Annotated in this window: 10 protein-coding genes; all 10 read right to left on the bottom strand. The window is 39.1% G+C overall.

Translation table 11 applies throughout. From position 1 onward, the window contains the following. Window positions 1–11: 11 nt before the first annotated feature. The 10 genes from OZP12_RS20155 to nrfD all read right to left on the bottom strand — a co-directional run bounded on the left by OZP12_RS20155 (window position 12) and on the right by nrfD (window position 17,746). On the bottom strand, window positions 12–1,301 hold the full coding sequence (locus tag OZP12_RS20155) for an Ig-like domain-containing protein (RefSeq protein ID WP_281226889.1): 1,290 nt from the start codon (window positions 1,299–1,301) through the stop codon (window positions 12–14). Beyond that, window positions 1,232–8,071: an Ig-like domain-containing protein gene (locus OZP12_RS20160; protein ID WP_281226890.1), complete on the bottom strand. Its 6,840-nt coding sequence runs from the start codon at window positions 8,069–8,071 to the stop codon at window positions 1,232–1,234. The genes OZP12_RS20155 and OZP12_RS20160 overlap by 70 nt, the downstream gene beginning before the upstream one ends. Before the next feature lie 641 nt (window positions 8,072–8,712). Then, entirely contained in the window at window positions 8,713–9,642 is a 930-nt protein-coding gene (queG, locus tag OZP12_RS20165) for a tRNA epoxyqueuosine(34) reductase QueG (protein WP_281229100.1), read from the bottom strand. 125 nt (window positions 9,643–9,767) lie between these two features. After that, complete coding sequence (ruvB, locus tag OZP12_RS20170) at window positions 9,768–10,790, bottom strand: Holliday junction branch migration DNA helicase RuvB (protein WP_281226891.1); 1,023 nt, start codon at window positions 10,788–10,790, stop codon at window positions 9,768–9,770. A gap of 84 nt (window positions 10,791–10,874) precedes the next feature. Then, window positions 10,875–12,677, bottom strand: coding sequence for a cytochrome c oxidase subunit I (locus tag OZP12_RS20175; RefSeq protein ID WP_281226892.1), 1,803 nt, complete (start codon window positions 12,675–12,677; stop codon window positions 10,875–10,877). 31 nt (window positions 12,678–12,708) lie between these two features. Next, window positions 12,709–13,866 carry a cytochrome c oxidase subunit II gene (locus OZP12_RS20180; protein ID WP_281226893.1) on the bottom strand — a complete coding sequence of 386 codons (1,158 nt, stop codon included), beginning with the start codon at window positions 13,864–13,866 and terminating at the stop codon, window positions 12,709–12,711. A gap of 19 nt (window positions 13,867–13,885) precedes the next feature. Further along, window positions 13,886–15,238 carry a quinol:cytochrome C oxidoreductase gene (locus tag OZP12_RS20185; protein ID WP_281226894.1) on the bottom strand — a complete coding sequence of 451 codons (1,353 nt, stop codon included), beginning with the start codon at window positions 15,236–15,238 and terminating at the stop codon, window positions 13,886–13,888. A 30-nt stretch (window positions 15,239–15,268) separates the two neighbouring features. After that, window positions 15,269–15,817 carry a c-type cytochrome gene (locus OZP12_RS20190; RefSeq protein ID WP_281226895.1) on the bottom strand — a complete coding sequence of 183 codons (549 nt, stop codon included), beginning with the start codon at window positions 15,815–15,817 and terminating at the stop codon, window positions 15,269–15,271. Between the two features lie 8 nt (window positions 15,818–15,825). Beyond that, complete coding sequence (locus tag OZP12_RS20195) at window positions 15,826–16,350, bottom strand: DUF3341 domain-containing protein (RefSeq protein ID WP_281226896.1); 525 nt, start codon at window positions 16,348–16,350, stop codon at window positions 15,826–15,828. Further along, the gene (gene nrfD / locus OZP12_RS20200) at window positions 16,343–17,746 is read right to left on the bottom strand and encodes an NrfD/PsrC family molybdoenzyme membrane anchor subunit (RefSeq protein WP_281226898.1); all 1,404 of its coding nucleotides are present in this window, start codon (window positions 17,744–17,746) and stop codon (window positions 16,343–16,345) included. Before nrfD ends, OZP12_RS20195 begins: the two co-directional genes overlap by 8 nt. Window positions 17,747–17,771 lie beyond the last annotated feature (25 nt).

Below are 17,771 nucleotides of genomic sequence, written 5' to 3' on the forward strand. Positions count from 1 at the left end.
CTTTTTTACCCTCAACCGAACAGAACGTTTGTGCCGAGAGCCGTAGGTGCCGATGGCGTTGGAGTTACCGTTACGCTTACCGAAGTTCTGCTGCTCTCACAGCCGTTTACCGTTTGGCTCGCATAATACGTCCCACTTACCAACGTTTCTGTTCCTGCATATAATGTACCGGCCGTTGCCGCATCGTACCATTTGATCGATGTGCCTGTGGCTAACAAGTCGCTTACTTTTTTACCCTCAACCGAACAGAACGTTTGTGCCGAGGCCGTAGGTGCCGATGGCGTTGGAGTTACCGTTACGCTTACCGAAGTTCTGCTGCTCTCACAGCCGTTTACCGTTTGGCTCGCATAATACGTCCCTGTTGCCAACGTTTCTGTTCCTGCATATAATGTACCGGCCGTTGCCGCATCGTACCATTTGATCGATGTGCCTGTGGCTAACAAGTCGCTTACTTTTTTACCCTCAACCGAACAGAACGTTTGTGCTGAAGCAATCGGTGCCGATGGCGTTGGAGTTACCGTTACGCTTACCGAAGTTCTGCTGCTCTCACAGCCGTTTACCGTTTGGCTCGCATAATACGTCCCTGTTGCCAACGTTTCTGTTCCTGCATATAATGTACCGGCCGTTGCCGCATCGTACCATTTGATCGATGTGCCTGTGGCTAACAAGTCGCTTACTTTTTTACCCTCAACCGAACAGAACGTTTGTGCTGAAGCAATCGGTGCCGATGGCGTTGGCGTTACCGTTACGCTTACCGAAGTTCTTGAGCTCTCACAGCCGTTTACCGTTTGGCTCGCATAATACGTCCCTGTTGCCAACGTTTCTGTTCCTGCATATAATGTACCGGCCGTTGCCGCATCGTACCATTTGATCGATGTGCCTGTGGCTAACAAGTCGCTTACTTTTTTACCCTCAACCGAACAGAACGTTTGTGCTGAAGCAATCGGTGCCGATGGCGTTGGCGTTACCGTTACGCTTACCGAAGTTCTGCTGCTCTCACAGCCGTTTACCGTTTGGCTCGCATAATACGTCCCTGTTGCCAACGTTTCTGTTCCTGCATATAATGTACCGGCCGTTGCCGCATCGTACCATTTGATCGATGTGCCTGTGGCTAACAAGTCGCTTACTTTTTTACCCTCAACCGAACAGAACGTTTGTGCTGAAGCAATCGGTGCCGATGGCGTTGGCGTTACCGTTACGCTTACCGAAGTTCTTGAGCTCTCACAGCCGTTTACCGTTTGGCTCGCATAATACATCCCTGTTGCCAACGTTTCTGTTCCTGCATATAATGTACCGTACATGTTGCCGCATCGTACCATTTGATCGATGTGCCTGTGGCTAACAAGTCGCTTACTTTTTTACCCTCAACCGAACAGAACGTTTGTGCCGAGGCCGTAGGTGCCGATGGCGTTGGAGTTACCGTTACGCTTACCGAAGTTCTGCTGCTCTCACAGCCGTTTACCGTTTGGCTCGCATAATACGTCCCTGTTGCCAACGTTTCTGTTCCTGCATATAATGTACCGGCCGTTGCCGCATCGTACCATTTGATCGATGTGCCTGTGGCTAACAAGTCGCTTACTTTTTTACCCTCAACCGAACAGAACGTTTGTGCTGAAGCAATCGGTGCCGATGGCGTTGGAGTTACCGTTACGCTTACCGAAGTTCTGGTGCTCTCACAGCCGTTTACCGTTTGGCTCGCATAATACGTCCCTGTTGCCAACGTTTCTGTTCCTGCATATAATGTACCGGCTGTTGCCGCATCGTACCATTTGATCGATGTGCCTGTGGCTAACAAGTCGCTTACTTTTTTACCCTCAACCGAACAGAACGTTTGTGCCGAAGCAGTAGGTGCCGATGGCGTTGGAGTTACCGTTACGCTTACCGAAGTTCTGCTGCTCTCACAGCCGTTTACCGTTTGGCTCGCATAATACGTCCCTGTTGCCAACGTTTCTGTTCCTGCATATAATGTACCGGCTGTTGCCGCATCGTACCATTTGATCGATGTGCCTGTGGCTAACAAGTCGCTTACTTTTTTACCCTCAACCGAACAGAACGTTTGTGCTGAAGCAATCGGTGCCGATGGCGTTGGAGTTACCGTTACGCTTACCGAAGTTCTGCTGCTCTCACAGCCGTTTACCGTTTGGCTCGCATAATACGTCCCACTTACCAACGTTTCTGTTCCTGCATATAATGTACCGGCCGTTGCCGCATCGTACCATTTGATCGATGTGCCTGTGGCTAACAAGTCGCTTACTTTTTTACCCTCAACCGAACAGAACGTTTGTGCCGAGGCTGTAGGTGCCGATGGCGTTGGAGTTACCGTTACGCTTACCGAAGTTCTGCTGCTCTCACAGCCGTTTACCGTTTGGCTCGCATAATACGTCCCAGTTGCCAACGTTTCTGTTCCTGCATATAATGTACCGGCTGTTGCCGCATCGTACCATTTGATCGATGTGCCTGTGGCTAACAAGTCGCTTACTTTTTTACCCTCAACCGAACAGAACGTTTGTGCCGATGCTGTAGGTGCCGATGGCGTTGGAGTTACCGTTACGCTTACCGAAGTTCTGCTGCTCTCACAGCCGTTTACCGTTTGGCTCGCATAATACGTCCCACTTACCAACGTTTCTGTTCCTGCATATAATGTACCGGCTGTTGCCGCATCGTACCATTTGATCGATGTGCCTGTGGCTAACAAGTCGCTTACTTTTTTACCCTCAACCGAACAGAACGTTTGTGCCGAGGCCGTAGGTGCCGATGGCGTTGGAGTTACCGTTACGCTTACCGAAGTTCTGCTGCTCTCACAGCCGTTTACCGTTTGGCTCGCATAATACGTCCCACTTACCAACGTTTCTGTTCCTGCATATAATGTACCGGCCGTTGCCGCATCGTACCATTTGATCGATGTGCCTGTGGCTAACAAGTCGCTTACTTTTTTACCCTCAACCGAACAGAACGTTTGTGCTGAAGCAATCGGTGCCGATGGCGTTGCCAACATTGCCGCATTACTAAACGAAGCCGAAGCAGCCGATGTACAAGTCCCATTTCCTGATGTCACCGTATAGGATGTACCAAGAGTCATTCCACTTATCAATCCCGATGAATCGACAGTGATTCCAGCCGTAGCAGGATTAAATGTATAAGTATTCGATGCGCTGTAATTGCTAATCGTACTAGTCCCCGCCGATGAACATGTGGCCGCTGTCAAGGACAAAGTCGGAACCACCGGAATAATACATAAATTAGCAATTGTAGAAATTACGCTTCCGCAAATGAAATTACTTTGGGTAACAACATCTCTATATTTATAACCATTCATTCCTGCTGTTGCACCGGTAATATTTAGAGTTGCTGTCGTTGTCGTAGTGTAAACACCTGTATTGGTTAAATTCGTCCAAGTAGCACCATTGTTAGTACTTACTTGCCATTGGTGTTGTGTAGTTCCTGATCCTGGAGTTGTAACTGTTGTTGTAAATGCTGCATTCCCTCCAATGCTAGTAGATTGATCAGTTGGAGTTGAAGAATTTAATGTACTGGCAGAACCAGCATTTATGGCATTTGCATAAGTTCCCGCATAGGCTGCAGTAGTTACTTGACCATTCCCATTTACCGTTGGTGTCCCAATTCCATAAACTCCTCCATCTCCACCATCGGCTGTAGTTAAATTATAATATTCATTAGCATCAGAACAATTATCATTATCAGAATCCAAATCGATTTGATTTGGTATTCCGTCACCATCGTTATCACAAGAATATTCTGAGCGTAGCGATATAACTTGTTTCCTGCTAACAGTACTTGTATGTGTACCGGTTATTCCAAACACAAATTGACCCGTTGTATAACTGCCAAACAATGCCTGATAAGCATAAGTTAAATCAGTTTCGACTACATTTGGAGCAGGTATCACATTAGGTCTAAAAGAATTATAACCTGACGGACCTCCAGAGATGAATCCATTATTATTAAGATTGGAACCAACAATTAATGCTTCTGCATTTAAAGAAGATGAATATCCCCCAACATCTCCATAATTATTAGTTCCACCATTACCGTCTAAATCTGCAATCGTAATCCATAACTTACTAATTGAAACAGGTGTTCCTGTCGGATTTCCGGCAGTAGCAGAACCAGATTGAACAATGCTGAGAGAATAGGTAACATACGGATTTTCATTTGGAATCGCACCTGATAATTGCAAAGTTCCCAAAGGAGAAGCTGTGGTTATGTCTAACTGACCAGAAGGAACTTGTTTGTTGATTATTTTTATGACGGCATCATAATTTACTCCTAAATAATTTATAGCATTTGTTTTTAATAAATAATCGTTGGCATTAATATTGGATGCCGTTCCCGTACCTGTTAAAAAAGTTAAACCATCGAGAGAAACATTTGTGGTTGATTGTGAACATTCGTCTGTATCTAAAATACCGTCATTATCGTCATCCAAATCAACTGAATCAGAAATACCATCATTGTCATTGTCTGAAGCTGGCATTGTAATAATTATATTCTTAGTAGCTTGACATCCGTTGGTATTTGTATAAGTAATTGTTGCCGTACCAGGAGAAACCCCTGTAACCACTCCTGTACTTGTCACTGTTGCAATTCCTATGTTATTAGAAACCCAAGGATTACTAGCCGCTGCAGTTGCACTACCCACGAAAGTAGTAGAGGCTCCTTGCGCAATTGTAATTGCTCCGGTAATGGTAGGTGATGCGTATACCGTTACGGTTTTGTTAGCCGTATTAACACAACCTCCAACAGTTACTGAATAAGTAATTACCGATGTTCCTACTGAGACAGCAGTCACTAATCCTGTTAAGGCGTCAACTTTAGCAACAGCAGGAGTGGCACTAGACCAAGTACCCCCTGAAGTAGTACTTGTCCAAGTTGCTGAATTTCCAATACCACATATTGGACTAGTCCCTGATATTGTTTGAGCAGTAGGACTATTCACCGTTACGGTTGCGACATTACTCGTTGTTGTACCTGAGCCATTTGAAACTAGCACACGATAGTATGTTGTTGAATTAAGAGTCGCCGTTGTGTAATTTGCTGATGTTGCGCCTGAACCACCAACAACATTAGCATAAGTTCCTCCAAAAGATGAAGCCGACTGCCATTGGTAACTCGATGCACCCGAAACACTAACACTTAATGTAGTTGCTGAACCACTACAAATGGAAGCACTTGCAGGTTGGGTCGATATAACCGGTGGACTTGAATTTGAATAAACAGTTATTGAAATTGGATAAGTACTTGAACAGGCACCTCCTCCTATAATTGTCAAAATCGCTGAGTAACTGCCTACAGCGGCGGCAGCGGGTACAGTTACATTAATAGGGCTCGAGGACAATGCTGCACTACTAACATCTACAAATCCTTGGTTTTTGGCTGCTATCGAGAAAGCGATGCTATAATTTGTTGGTGAATTTACCGGAGAAGTATAAGCAAATGCCGCTGTTGTTACACTTTGCAAAACAGGAACATTGGTACTTGTTAAAGTAATCCCAGGAGAAGGTAATTGAGTATCAAAATTAATTGCTACAGTAGATGTTATCGAACAGCTTGTGTTCAATATTTTATATGCTTTTACATATACATTTGTCAAATTAGCAGTCAACGCATTTGTAGACAAAGTTATTGAACTTCCTGTACCTACTGCAGAAGGCCCAACACTAGTCCCCGCTCCATTAACCAATTCATAAATCACACCCGATTCAGATGAATCTAAGGTAATAGATCCAGCCGATCCATAACAATAATTTTTACTACCGCCTAAATAATTTTGGAGAGTTGGACTTTTACATTGCACTACTTTTGAAGTTGATGCATTACCTTCACAAAGTCCAGACGTAGTTGCTGTCACATATACAGTAGCGTTAAGATATAAATCATTAACAGAAATACCACTAATAGTCCAGGTATTTGAAGCGCTCACTGTTGTAAAATAAGAACTTAAATATCCATCGATATAAAGTTGAACAAAATCTCCATTTGTACCCGTTCCTGAAATAGAAGTGTCCCCTTCGGTTATGGATGTAGAAATCACCACTGCATTGGTTGTCTGATTTCCAATGGTAGTCGTGGCTGAGTTGGAGGTAACACCCCCATTTAAAGTAATTTTGGCATATATTTGATTTCCTGAAACCAGGCTCAATCCAGAGACAGTCCAACTACCATTTGACGAAATAGATACCGGCGAACCAACAGCCACATCGGGAGTTCCAATTTTATACAACTGGATTGTACCAGATGTTGTGGCAACACTTCCCGAAACCGTAGTCACAGAACCACAATAAGTCCCAGAAATAGTAGGAATTGGCGCAGCAATAACAGTAATTGAACTACTTGCTGTTTTTGTACACTTTCCCGTTTCAGTTGCAATTACATAAACAGACTGACCCGCAGTAACTACTTTGGAAGTAAATGTCCAAGCTCCACCTGCACTTGCGGTAACTGTTCCACTAGAAACACCAGCAATAAACAATTCCAAAGAAGCAGAGTTACCTGAAGTTCCTGATATTGAAGTTGTACCTGCAAAAATTGTACCTGTAATTACAGGAGTAGTTGCGGCACCCGAACATCCTGTTCCATTGTCATAATCGACTTTTGTACCTTCACATCCGCCCACGACTTGTGAAAATTGATAATAACCAGTAGGCATATTAGCTGCTCCACTACTACAATTTGAAAAACTTCCATTTGGTTTATAAGACCAAGATGTTCCCGATATCTGAAGAACACTAGTTGTAACTGCTGTTGAAAGAATTAAGATTCCATCTTTATAAACATTTAATGTGGCTCCAGAAGTTAAACCACCACCACAAACTCCCTTCGAATTACCAGAAACGCCTGTTAATGCTGTTGTGTTACAAGAAGCACCAACTGTTTTCGAGCTGCAATTATCAATAGATTCTCCTTTTCCACTTGCCTTTGCGGTTGCTCTTATAATTTGTCCAGCTGCCAATGTCACCGCTGGAGATAAGGCGGCTACATTAATTGTCCAGTTAATTCCCGATGTAGTAGTGGTTCCACTTCCTAAAAAAGTAGTTCCGTCACTTGCATAAACAGAAACGTTTATAAGTGTACCCGAAGCTTCATTTGAAGTCCCACTAATTGCTGTCGAAGATGCAGTATATGACCCCGTAATAGTTGGACAAGTCGTACGATCCAGACATACCTGCCCAGGAGGACATGGTGTATAATTATCAATAATAGTACCTAAACAATTTTCAAGAGAACCGCAAGAGGAGTCCACACCCGCAATATCCGAAGCTGAAGCAGGACTACACACAGTCGATTTTTGGGCTCCCATATTGTCAACCATAGCCATTCGGACAGCTGTAGAAGAATTGATTGTAACAGGATTTGTTGGGCGACTTGCAAACGTAGTAGTCAAATCGTCCATATTTACAAAAAAATCATAAAAATAATCCGGATCGCCACAACTCGTTGTCAATGCAACTGATTTTTGATAATTCCTATTTGTAACAGTATCTGGATAAGATATTACAGGAGTACAATTACTATTGTTAACGTCGTAAACAAAAACTCCAAAATTAGTAGCTAAAACAATTTCAATTTCAAATCCAGGATTGGAACTCGAATATTGAGGATCGGCATTAGGGCCTGTAGAGCCAAACTTACCATCTGTATCGATAAGAATACTATAACTTTTAGAATTTGGCGATGATTTCCCCATTCGCATTCTGAATAGCCAATTCTTAGTTGCAGAGTCATAGTACGATTGAACAGGATCCTCATCTCCTTGATCTACAAAATCCGTAAAACTACAACTCGGCCCGGCGCTAAGATCACTATTAGGCTCTACCATAGGAAAAACTAATGACGAATAAGGAATCTCACTTTGCACTTGATCGTCGGTAGTAAAACCAGCTGTTGTCGCAGATACATAGCCATCTCCATTAGGATCCAAAACAGTCTTACCGTTTCCTATGGCAGGCTGAAAAATCACACCAGGAGTCTGTCCTATTACCTTAGTAAAAGACAGAACTAAGAATAGCGTAATTAAAGCGATATTTTTTGTCGTTATAAACTTAGTATTCATAAAGAATCGTTTTAGGGCTTAAATAAATGATACGAAGGTTTTGTCAATACCAAAAACCTGACTATTTTGAAAATAAAGTACTTTTTTTATATTTTTAATTCCATCCAATAAACTAGAAGCAATAGTTTTTGCTTTCAAAATCAAAAAAGGATTTTGAACAGAAGTCTGTAAATTTTCCTGAAAAAAAAGATTTTCGTTTAAACAATAACGAAATATAACTCTATTACAAAGTGGAGTTTTTGACAATAAAATTCCAGTTGTGCGTTTAAAAAAGAAAGCACAATTATCAACCACAAAAAAGAAATTTGTAGTAAGTAAGAAAAATAAAAAAGATTTTGGAAATAATTCTATGTAAATCCTGAAAGTAATTTTGTTCAATATAATCCGTTTAGTAGTGTTAATGATGTAGATAAGGTTGAGGCGAAAATATAAAAATCCTACACATCATGTTAACAACAATCGACAAAAAACAATATTAGACGACAAAGTGCATTTTCAGTTAATTAAGTAAGTAAAATGCTGATAAATAGACGTATGATTAGCCCTGAAAGAGATTTACAAAAACTAAAAAAAGCCCCAATAAAAGGACAAAAAAATCCTAAAACGATCATTTGGAAGACTATTCTAGTTAAAAAATGTTCTTAAAACCAATCTTTCAGAAAGTCAATATTCCTTTGGAAGCCTTGAAATTTTGTTCGTTTAAGTGGAGAATTCTTAAATACTTTTTTAAAAACTTCCTCAGTAATTTCATCCCAATCTTTTTTGGACATCGAAAGTAATTCCGGATTGGGATTGAACAAAGGTTCGCTGTGTGGTTTTGAAAAACGATTCCAAGGACAGACATCCTGACAAGTATCACAGCCAAAAGCCCACTCATCGAATTTACCTTTCATCTCGGACGGAATATTCTCTTTGAGTTCGATTGTGAAATACGAAATACATTTGCTACCATCCACAACATACGGAGACACAATTGCCGCAGTAGGACAAGCGTCGATACAAGCTGTACAAGTTCCACAATGATCAGTTGTTGCCTGATCATATTCTAAATCCAAATCGATGATAAGTTCAGCAATAAAATAAAAAGAACCTACTTTTTGGGTCAATAGATTACTGTTTTTGCCAATCCACCCTAAACCGCTTTTAGCAGCCCAAGCTTTGTCCAAAACAGGAGCCGAATCCACAAAAGCTCTTCCTGAAACTGCTCCAATTGTTGACTCAATTGAAAAAAGCAACTCCTTAAGTTTATCTTTTATAACAAAATGATAATCTTGCCCATAAGCATATTTGGATATTTTATAGGAATCTGGATTTTGGAATTCCGAAGGATAATAATTCAACAATAGAGAAACTACACTTTTGGCGTCATCAACCAATAAAGTTGGATCCAGCCGTTTATCAAAATGATTCTCCATATAGGACATTTGTCCGTTGTAATTTTGATTTAGCCAATTTTCCAAACGAGGTGCTTCTTGCTCTAAAAAACCAGCTTTAGATATACCACAAGATAAAAAACCGAGACGCTTGGCCTCGGATTTTATAAATTGCGTGTATTTTGATTTATTATTTATGACTTTTTATTTTAAAGAAAAAACTAGATTAACACAAATCCCTAGCCCTGATAGTAACGGCATCCTTTTCCTGCTTCCTTTAAGCAGGAAAAGATATAGTGGATAGCAGGAATAGCTACTTAAAATTAAAACAACCCTCCCTGAATACCTCCTCTAATTTTCCCCAAATGCTTATAGGCTTTTTCGGTAACTTCACGGCCTCTTGGCGTTCTTATAATAAAACCCTCTTGAATCAAGAAAGGTTCATAAACTTCTTCAATAGTTTCACTACTTTCCGATACGGCTGTTGCCAATGTTGACAAACCAACAGGACCTCCTTTAAACTTATCAATGATAGTATTCAAAATTTTGTTGTCCATTTCATCCAAACCATAAGCATCCACATTCAATGCCCTCAAAGCATAGCGGGCAATTTCAATATCAATAGTCCCATTACCTTTAATTTGGGCAAAATCACGAACACGTCGCAGCAAAGCATTAGCAATACGAGGTGTCCCCCTACTCCTACCAGCAATTTCAATAGCAGCTTCCATTGTTATGGGCATTTTGAAAATCATGGCACTTCGCTCCACAATAGTAGTTAAAAGTTCGGTAGTATAATATTGCAATCTTGATGAGATTCCAAAGCGGGCACGCATAGGAGCAGTCAAAAGTCCAGACCGGGTTGTTGCTCCAATTAATGTAAAGGGATTTAAATTTATCTGAACTGTCCTGGCATTTGGCCCAGATTCAATCATGATGTCAATCTTGAAATCTTCCATCGCGGAGTACAAATACTCTTCAACTATTGGGCTCAAACGATGAATCTCATCTATAAACAATACATCCCGTTCTTCAAGATTGGTAAGCAAACCTGCCAAATCCCCAGGTTTATCTAAAACAGGTCCTGAAGTGATTTTGATTCCCACATTCAGTTCATTGGCCAAAATATTAGCCAAAGTTGTTTTTCCCAAACCAGGAGGCCCATGGAACAACGTATGGTCAAGTGCTTCTCTTCTTTGATTGGCAGCAGCGACAAAAACCTTAAGATTTTCCAATACCTGATCCTGACCCGAAAAATCGTCAAAAGACAATGGTCTCAATCTTTTTTCGATATCTAGTTCTTCGGAACTTAAATTATTATTTGTGGGATCTAAGTTTACATTCATGCGATAAAGATAAAAAAAGTAATCATTCTATATAAAAAAATGCCTCTCAATTAAGAAAGGCATTTATATGATTTTTTTGAAATATTAGTGATGTAAAATTACTTCCCCTTCTTTCATTGGAACAGTTTGAGGAACAAAATCCTCATCATGTCCTGGGTTGCTGTAGTCATAAGGCCAACGGTGTACCTCTGGAATCTCTCCAGGCCAGTTACCGTGCAAATGCTCTACAGGCGTAGTCCACTCTAAAGTATTTGATTTCCAAGGATTTTGTACCGCTTTTTTACCGTAGAAGATACTAGTAAAGAAATTGTATAAAAATACTAATTGGAAAGCGCCTCCAATTAAAGCAAATGTTGTAATCAATACGTTAACATTTTGCAAATCGTCAAATAACGGAAAGTTAGTATTAGTATAATAACGTCTTGGCAAACCTGCTAATCCAATGAAGTGCATTGGGAAGAATACTCCATAAGCACAGATTGCAGTTACCCAAAAGTGAACGTATCCTAAATTTTTGTTCAACATTCTTCCGAACATTTTAGGGAACCAGTGGTAAATTCCGGCAAACATTCCGTAAAGAGCAGAAATACCCATTACTAAATGGAAGTGAGCTACTACGAAATAAGTATCGTGAACATTGATATCTAATGTACTATCTCCCAAAATGATCCCTGTCAAACCTCCAGTGATGAAAGTAGAAACCAAACCAATTGAGAACAACATAGCAGGGTTCATTTGAAGATTACCTTTCCAAAGAGTAGTGATATAGTTAAATGCTTTTACCGCTGAAGGAATTGCAATCAATAATGTTGTAAATGTAAATACAGATCCTAAGAATGGATTCATACCCGAAATAAACATGTGGTGACCCCAAACGATAGTTGATAAAAATGCAATCGCAATAATTGACATAATCATCGCTCTGTAACCAAAGATTGGTTTACGTGAGTTTGTGGCAATGATTTCAGAAGTAATACCTAATGCAGGTAAGATTACGATATATACCTCAGGGTGACCCAAGAACCAGAACAAGTGCTCAAAAAGAACTGGTGATCCTCCTTGGTAATGTAAAACTTCACCGGCAATATATATATCAGACAAGAAGAATGAAGTACCAAAGCTTCTGTCAAAAATTAACAACAATGCAGCAGATAATAATACTGGGAACGATACGATACCGATAATTGCGGTAACAAAGAAAGCCCAAATTGTAAGTGGCAATCTTGTCATTGACATTCCTTTAGTTCTTAAGTTGATAACTGTAACTACATAGTTCAAAGATCCCATCAAAGAAGAAGCAATGAAAACTGCCATCGAAACCAACCATAAAGTCATACCAGCTCCAGAACCAGAAATAGCTTGAGGAAGTGCACTCAAAGGTGGATAAATCGTCCACCCAGCATTTGCAGGACCTGACTCAACAAATAATGAACAAAGCATTAAAACACTGGATAAAAAGAACAACCAATAAGAAATCATATTCATGAATCCCGACGCCATATCCCTAGCTCCAATTTGTAATGGAATTAATAGGTTACTGAAAGTTCCACTTAATCCCGCAGTAAGTACAAAGAATACCATGATGGTACCGTGAATGGTAACCAAAGAAAGGTAAATATCATTTGCCATTACTCCATTTGGAGCCCATTTATCTCCAAGTAATATATTGAAAATCTTAAAAGATTCTTCTGGCCAAGCCAATTGCATTCTGAAAAGCATAGACATACCAACACCTATAACTCCCATAATAATACCTGTAAGCAAGTATTGTTTGGCAATCATTTTGTGATCAATACTAAAAATATATTTAGTAATGAATGTGTCCTTATGATGGTGTACGTGTTCGTGATCGTGTCCGTGATCGTGATCGTGAGCTACTGCTGACATATATTTATAACTTTAAATTTTCTTAAACAAATTATTTCATAGCTATTTTTGCAACAGCCGCTGTATCTTTTGATTGAGTTGAATCTTTACCAGGTGTTGCACCTTCTGCAGCTGGTTCAGCTTTTGAAGCTTTTACTTCACTAACTAAAGTTGCTTTTTCACTCAACCATTTTTTATAATCTTCGGGAGTATCAACAACAACTTTCATTTGCATATTATAGTGAGAAGCTCCACAAATTTTGTTACATAATAACAAATATTCAAAAGTGTAAGGATCTAATGCAGGCTCACCCTTAGCTACTAATTCAGCGCTTTTCTTAGCTCTGATAGCGTTAATATTAGCAACTTTCTCAATAATATAAGGCATTGCTTGATATTCAGCAGTTGTGTAGATAGGAGTAAAAGCAAACTCAGTAACCATACCAGGAACACAGTTCATCTGAGCTCTAAAATAAGGAAAATAAGCAGAATGCAATACATCTTGAGATCTCATTTTGAAATGAATCTTTTTCCCTTTTGGAATATGCAATTCAGTTACTACTTTATCATCCTGCGCATAAGGATCAGACAAATCAACTCCAAGAGTGTTCACTCCTTCGATCAATCTAACATTTGCTTTTCCTAAAACATTATCTGCACCAGCATATCTTGCCGTCCACTTAAATTGTTGGGCATATAACTCAATAACCACCGTATCCTCATCTTCGTCAATAAACATGATATTTGTCCATGCATAAAGACCATAAAGAATCAAACCAGCCAAAACTACGGCAGGGATAGCACTCCAGATAGCTTCCAATTTATTATTGTCTGCAAAATATAAGGCTCTTTTATCTTTATTACCTCTGTATTTAAAAGCGAAGTAGTGTAACAGTACTTGGGTAATGGCCTGTACTGTAAAAATCAATACCCAAGTAATGTTCATTAAATTATCAATCAATGCTCCATGCTCTGAAGCAGGAGTATGAAGAACCAATGGTCCCCAAGTGTAAACACCGTATATTGTAAAGATATAAATGAAGGCCAAGAAACCAAACATCAAATACCCTTGAACGTTGTTATCATCATCATTTGCAACTTGCGAATTGTCCGAAGTCGAAGCAACTTGCGTTAAATCGAATATTTTCGTCAATTGCCAAATAGCAACAGCCAATAAAACTAAAACTATAATTACCAACAAACTTGTCATCTGTTTATCTCTTTAAATATTAATAATGAAAATGTTTACTTTCTTCGATGAAAGGATTGTTTTTGGCAACCAAAGGAGCTTTAGACAAAGCAGTGAATGCAACAAAAATGAATAATCCAAGGAAGAATAAAACCGATGCAATTTCTGGAACACCAATAAACCATTGATCACCAACAGTACCAGGCATAATCATGTTAAAGAAGTCAACATAATGACCTAACAATATTACAATTCCGGCCATAACCAAAATCCAAGTGATACGTTTGAAATCTGTATTGATCAAAATCAAAATTGGGAATACAAAATTCATAACAACCGCACCAAAGAAAGGCACTCTAAACTCTTGAATTCTTGTAATGAAATAAGTAATCTCCTCCGGAATATCAGCATACCAAATTAACATGAATTGAGAGAACCATAAGTAAGTCCAAAATACACTAATTCCAAACATGAATTTAGCCAAATCATGAATGTGGCTTGAATTTACATGCTCTAAATATCCTTTTGATTTCAAATAAATAGTTACCATACAAATAGCAGTAATACCACTTACAAAGAAACTAGCAAATACGTACCATCCAAACAAAGTACTAAACCAGTGTGGGTCGATAGACATAATCCAATCCCAAGACATAATAGACTCTGTTACGATAAAGAATACCAAGAAACCAGCTGATATTTTAAAATTCTTTTTGTAGTTATCATTATCGTTAGCTTCATCTTGAGCCAAACAATTTTTTCTTGACAAATAACGGTATAAATTCCAACCAGCCAAAAACACGGCAGCTCTTACAATCCAAAAAGGGAAATTTAAAAACCCAGATTTTGTCTGAATCAATTCATCATGTTTCACTACTTCAGGATCCAACCAAATAAATAAATGGTTAAAGTGAAGCCCACAAAGTACTAATATCACAAAGAAAATAGCAGAACCAACAGGCAAATAAGCAGTGATACCTTGCATAACTCTAAACAAAATTGGAGACCAACCTGCCTGCGCAACCTGTTGAATAGCGTAAAAAGCTAAAGTCCCTAAAGAAATAAGCATAAAGAAAATACAAGCCACGTACAATGCCGCCCATGGTTTGTTGCTCAATTGGTGAAATACATGCTCTAAATGCTCTTGATGCTCAGCATCAGCTTTAACATCATGCTTTCCAGCTTCTGCTTTAGCATGCTCTCCTGAAACAGCTTCGTGAGCAACTGCTTCATGATTTCCTTCACCATGTGCTCCATGTGCGTCTGCAGCAAGAAGAGCTTCAACTTCTTGAATATTTTTAGGCGCAGTGAAAAAACCATATCCAATTCCTAATAGACCAACAGCCATTAGGACGAAAGAAAAAGTTTTTAATTTACTTGAAAATGTATACATATCTATTACGATCAGTTTGTTCAACAATTATTATTGTGCTTTTAGTTTAAGAACATAGTCAGCAACTAACCAACGTTCGTGAGCACTCATTTGATTAGCATGTGAACCCATAGCATTTAATCCATAAGTTTCAACAAAGAAAATACTTCCTTCAGTAATCTCTCTGTCTTTGTAATTAGGAACACCAAGAAATTTTTCTCTCTGTACCAATTTCCCTTTACCGTCTCCTGCTTCACCATGACAGCTAATGCAATAGATATCAAAAAGCTCTTTTCCTTTACCTGAATTTCTATCCAATGAATCTAAAGGAGATTTTAAATTAGCTTTAGCTAAAGCATAATCTTCTGGAGTATTTTTATATTCGAATGGTTCGTAACCTCTGTTTATTGAACCAACAGCAGGAAGACGACCTTCTTTACCATCTGCAAATACTTCAGTTGAAGCTACTGCATAAGGTTCACCACTCACAGATTCATACATGTTAGGCATATATTGATAATTTGGCTTATCATTATGAAAACATGAAGATACCGATACCATTAAACCCAATACAAGTGTTATTTTATATAAACTTTTCATATCTACTATTAATGCTTTTCAATTACTTTAACTTCTACCGCACCTGTACCTTCAAAGAAAGAAACTAATTCCTCTTCATTGTTATTAACCGCCACTTCCATCAAAAAGTGATCGTCAGTAGTTCTTACATCTGGATTTTCAGCTTCTTTAAATGGCCATAATCTACTTCTCATATAAAAAGTGATTACCATTAAGTGAGCTGCAAAAAATACAGTTTCTTCAAACATAATAGGCACAAATGACGGCATATTATCAATATAACTAAAACTTGGTTTACCCCCAATATCTTGAGGCCAGTCTTGAATCATAATGTAATTCATCATCCAAGTAGCAAAAGACAAACCACACAAACCATAGATAAAAGAACATATCGCTAAACGTGTAGGTGCAAGTCCCATTGCTTTGTCCAATCCGTGAACTGGAAAAGGCGTGAATACTTCTTCAATATGGTGATGAGCTGCACGTGTCTTTTTTACAGCGTCCATCAAAATATCATCGTCATTATAAATGGCGTATATAACTTTATTACTCATGATGTGAATGTTTATTAGCTTCTCTTTCTTTAATATAATTTTCTCCTGTAGCTTTCAATATTGTTTTAACCTCGGCTTGAGCAATAACAGGGAATGTTCTTGCATACAATAAGAATAATACAAAGAAGAAACCTATTGTTCCAATAAAAATTCCAATATCAACAAATGTTGGAGAGAACATTGTCCATGAAGATGGCAAATAATCTCTGTGCAAAGAAGTCACGATGATTACAAACCTTTCAAACCACATTCCAATGTTTACAACAATTGAAATTATAAAAGAAAACATAATACTAGTTCTTAATTTTTTGAACCACATAAACTGTGGAGAGAACACGTTACAAGTCATCATCGCCCAGTAAGCCCAAGCGTAAGGTCCTGTTGCTCTGTTCAAGAAAGCATATTGCTCATACTCTACTCCAGAATACCATGCAATAAACAACTCAGTAATATAAGCAACCCCAACGATAGAACCTGTAATCATAATAATGATGTTCATCAATTCTATATGTTGAATAGTGATATAAGCTTCAAGGTTGATAACTTTTCTCATAATGATAAGCAATGTATTTACCATTGCGAATCCTGAGAATACCGCTCCCGCAACGAAGTATGGAGGGAAAATTGTAGTATGCCATCCTGGAATTACCGAAGTAGCAAAGTCCATGGATACAATTGTGTGTACAGAAAGTACAAGAGGAGTTGCTAAACCTGCAAGAACTAAAGAAACCTCTTCAAAACGTTGCCAATCTTTAGCTCTACCGCTCCATCCAAAACTCAAGATAGAGTAAACTCTTTTGTTGAATGGCGTAATAGCTCTATCACGCAACATTGCAAAGTCAGGTAATAAACCAGTCCACCAGAAAACTAATGAAACCGAAAGATAAGTAGAGATCGCAAATACGTCCCAAAGCAATGGTGAGTTAAAGTTCACCCAAAGAGATCCAAACTGATTTGGAATTGGCAATACCCAGTAAGCTAACCATGGACGCCCCATGTGAATAATTGGAAATAAACCTGCCTGTATTACAGAGAAAATTGTCATCGCCTCTGCAGAACGGTTAATTGCCATTCTCCATCGTTGACGGAATAATAAAAGTACAGCAGAGATAAGAGTTCCTGCGTGACCAATACCAACCCACCAAACGAAGTTAGTAATATCCCAAGCCCAACCAACTGTTTTGTTTAATCCCCAAGTACCAATACCTGTAGATATTGTGTATATAATACAGCCTAATCCCCAAAGGAAGGCTATTAATGCGATTGAAAATACAATCCACCATTGTTTATTGGCCTTACCTTCAATAGGTGCGGCTACATCTACAGTTATATCGTGATAAGATTTATCACCTATAACTAAGGGTTTTCTAATGGCTGCTTCGTAGTGAGACGACATAATCCTTTATTTGATTCTTAATTAA

This window comes from Flavobacterium aquiphilum, assembly GCF_027111335.1.
GTDB classification, from domain to species: Bacteria; Bacteroidota; Bacteroidia; order Flavobacteriales; family Flavobacteriaceae; genus Flavobacterium; species Flavobacterium aquiphilum.

What these genes read in the sequence shown, in the direction of transcription:
- OZP12_RS20155 (WP_281226889.1), bottom strand. Translation starts at nt 1,301, where the DNA reads ATGTACGGTACATTATATGCAGGAACAGAAACGTTGGCAACAGGGATG.
- OZP12_RS20160 (WP_281226890.1), bottom strand. Translation starts at nt 8,071, where the DNA reads ATGAATACTAAGTTTATAACGACAAAAAATATCGCTTTAATTACGCTA.
- ruvB (WP_281226891.1), bottom strand. Translation starts at nt 10,790, where the DNA reads ATGAATGTAAACTTAGATCCCACAAATAATAATTTAAGTTCCGAAGAA.
- OZP12_RS20175 (WP_281226892.1), bottom strand. Translation starts at nt 12,677, where the DNA reads ATGTCAGCAGTAGCTCACGATCACGATCACGGACACGATCACGAACAC.
- OZP12_RS20180 (WP_281226893.1), bottom strand. Translation starts at nt 13,866, where the DNA reads ATGACAAGTTTGTTGGTAATTATAGTTTTAGTTTTATTGGCTGTTGCT.
- OZP12_RS20185 (WP_281226894.1), bottom strand. Translation starts at nt 15,238, where the DNA reads ATGTATACATTTTCAAGTAAATTAAAAACTTTTTCTTTCGTCCTAATG.
- OZP12_RS20190 (WP_281226895.1), bottom strand. Translation starts at nt 15,817, where the DNA reads ATGAAAAGTTTATATAAAATAACACTTGTATTGGGTTTAATGGTATCG.
- OZP12_RS20195 (WP_281226896.1), bottom strand. Translation starts at nt 16,350, where the DNA reads ATGAGTAATAAAGTTATATACGCCATTTATAATGACGATGATATTTTG.
- nrfD (WP_281226898.1), bottom strand. Translation starts at nt 17,746, where the DNA reads ATGTCGTCTCACTACGAAGCAGCCATTAGAAAACCCTTAGTTATAGGT.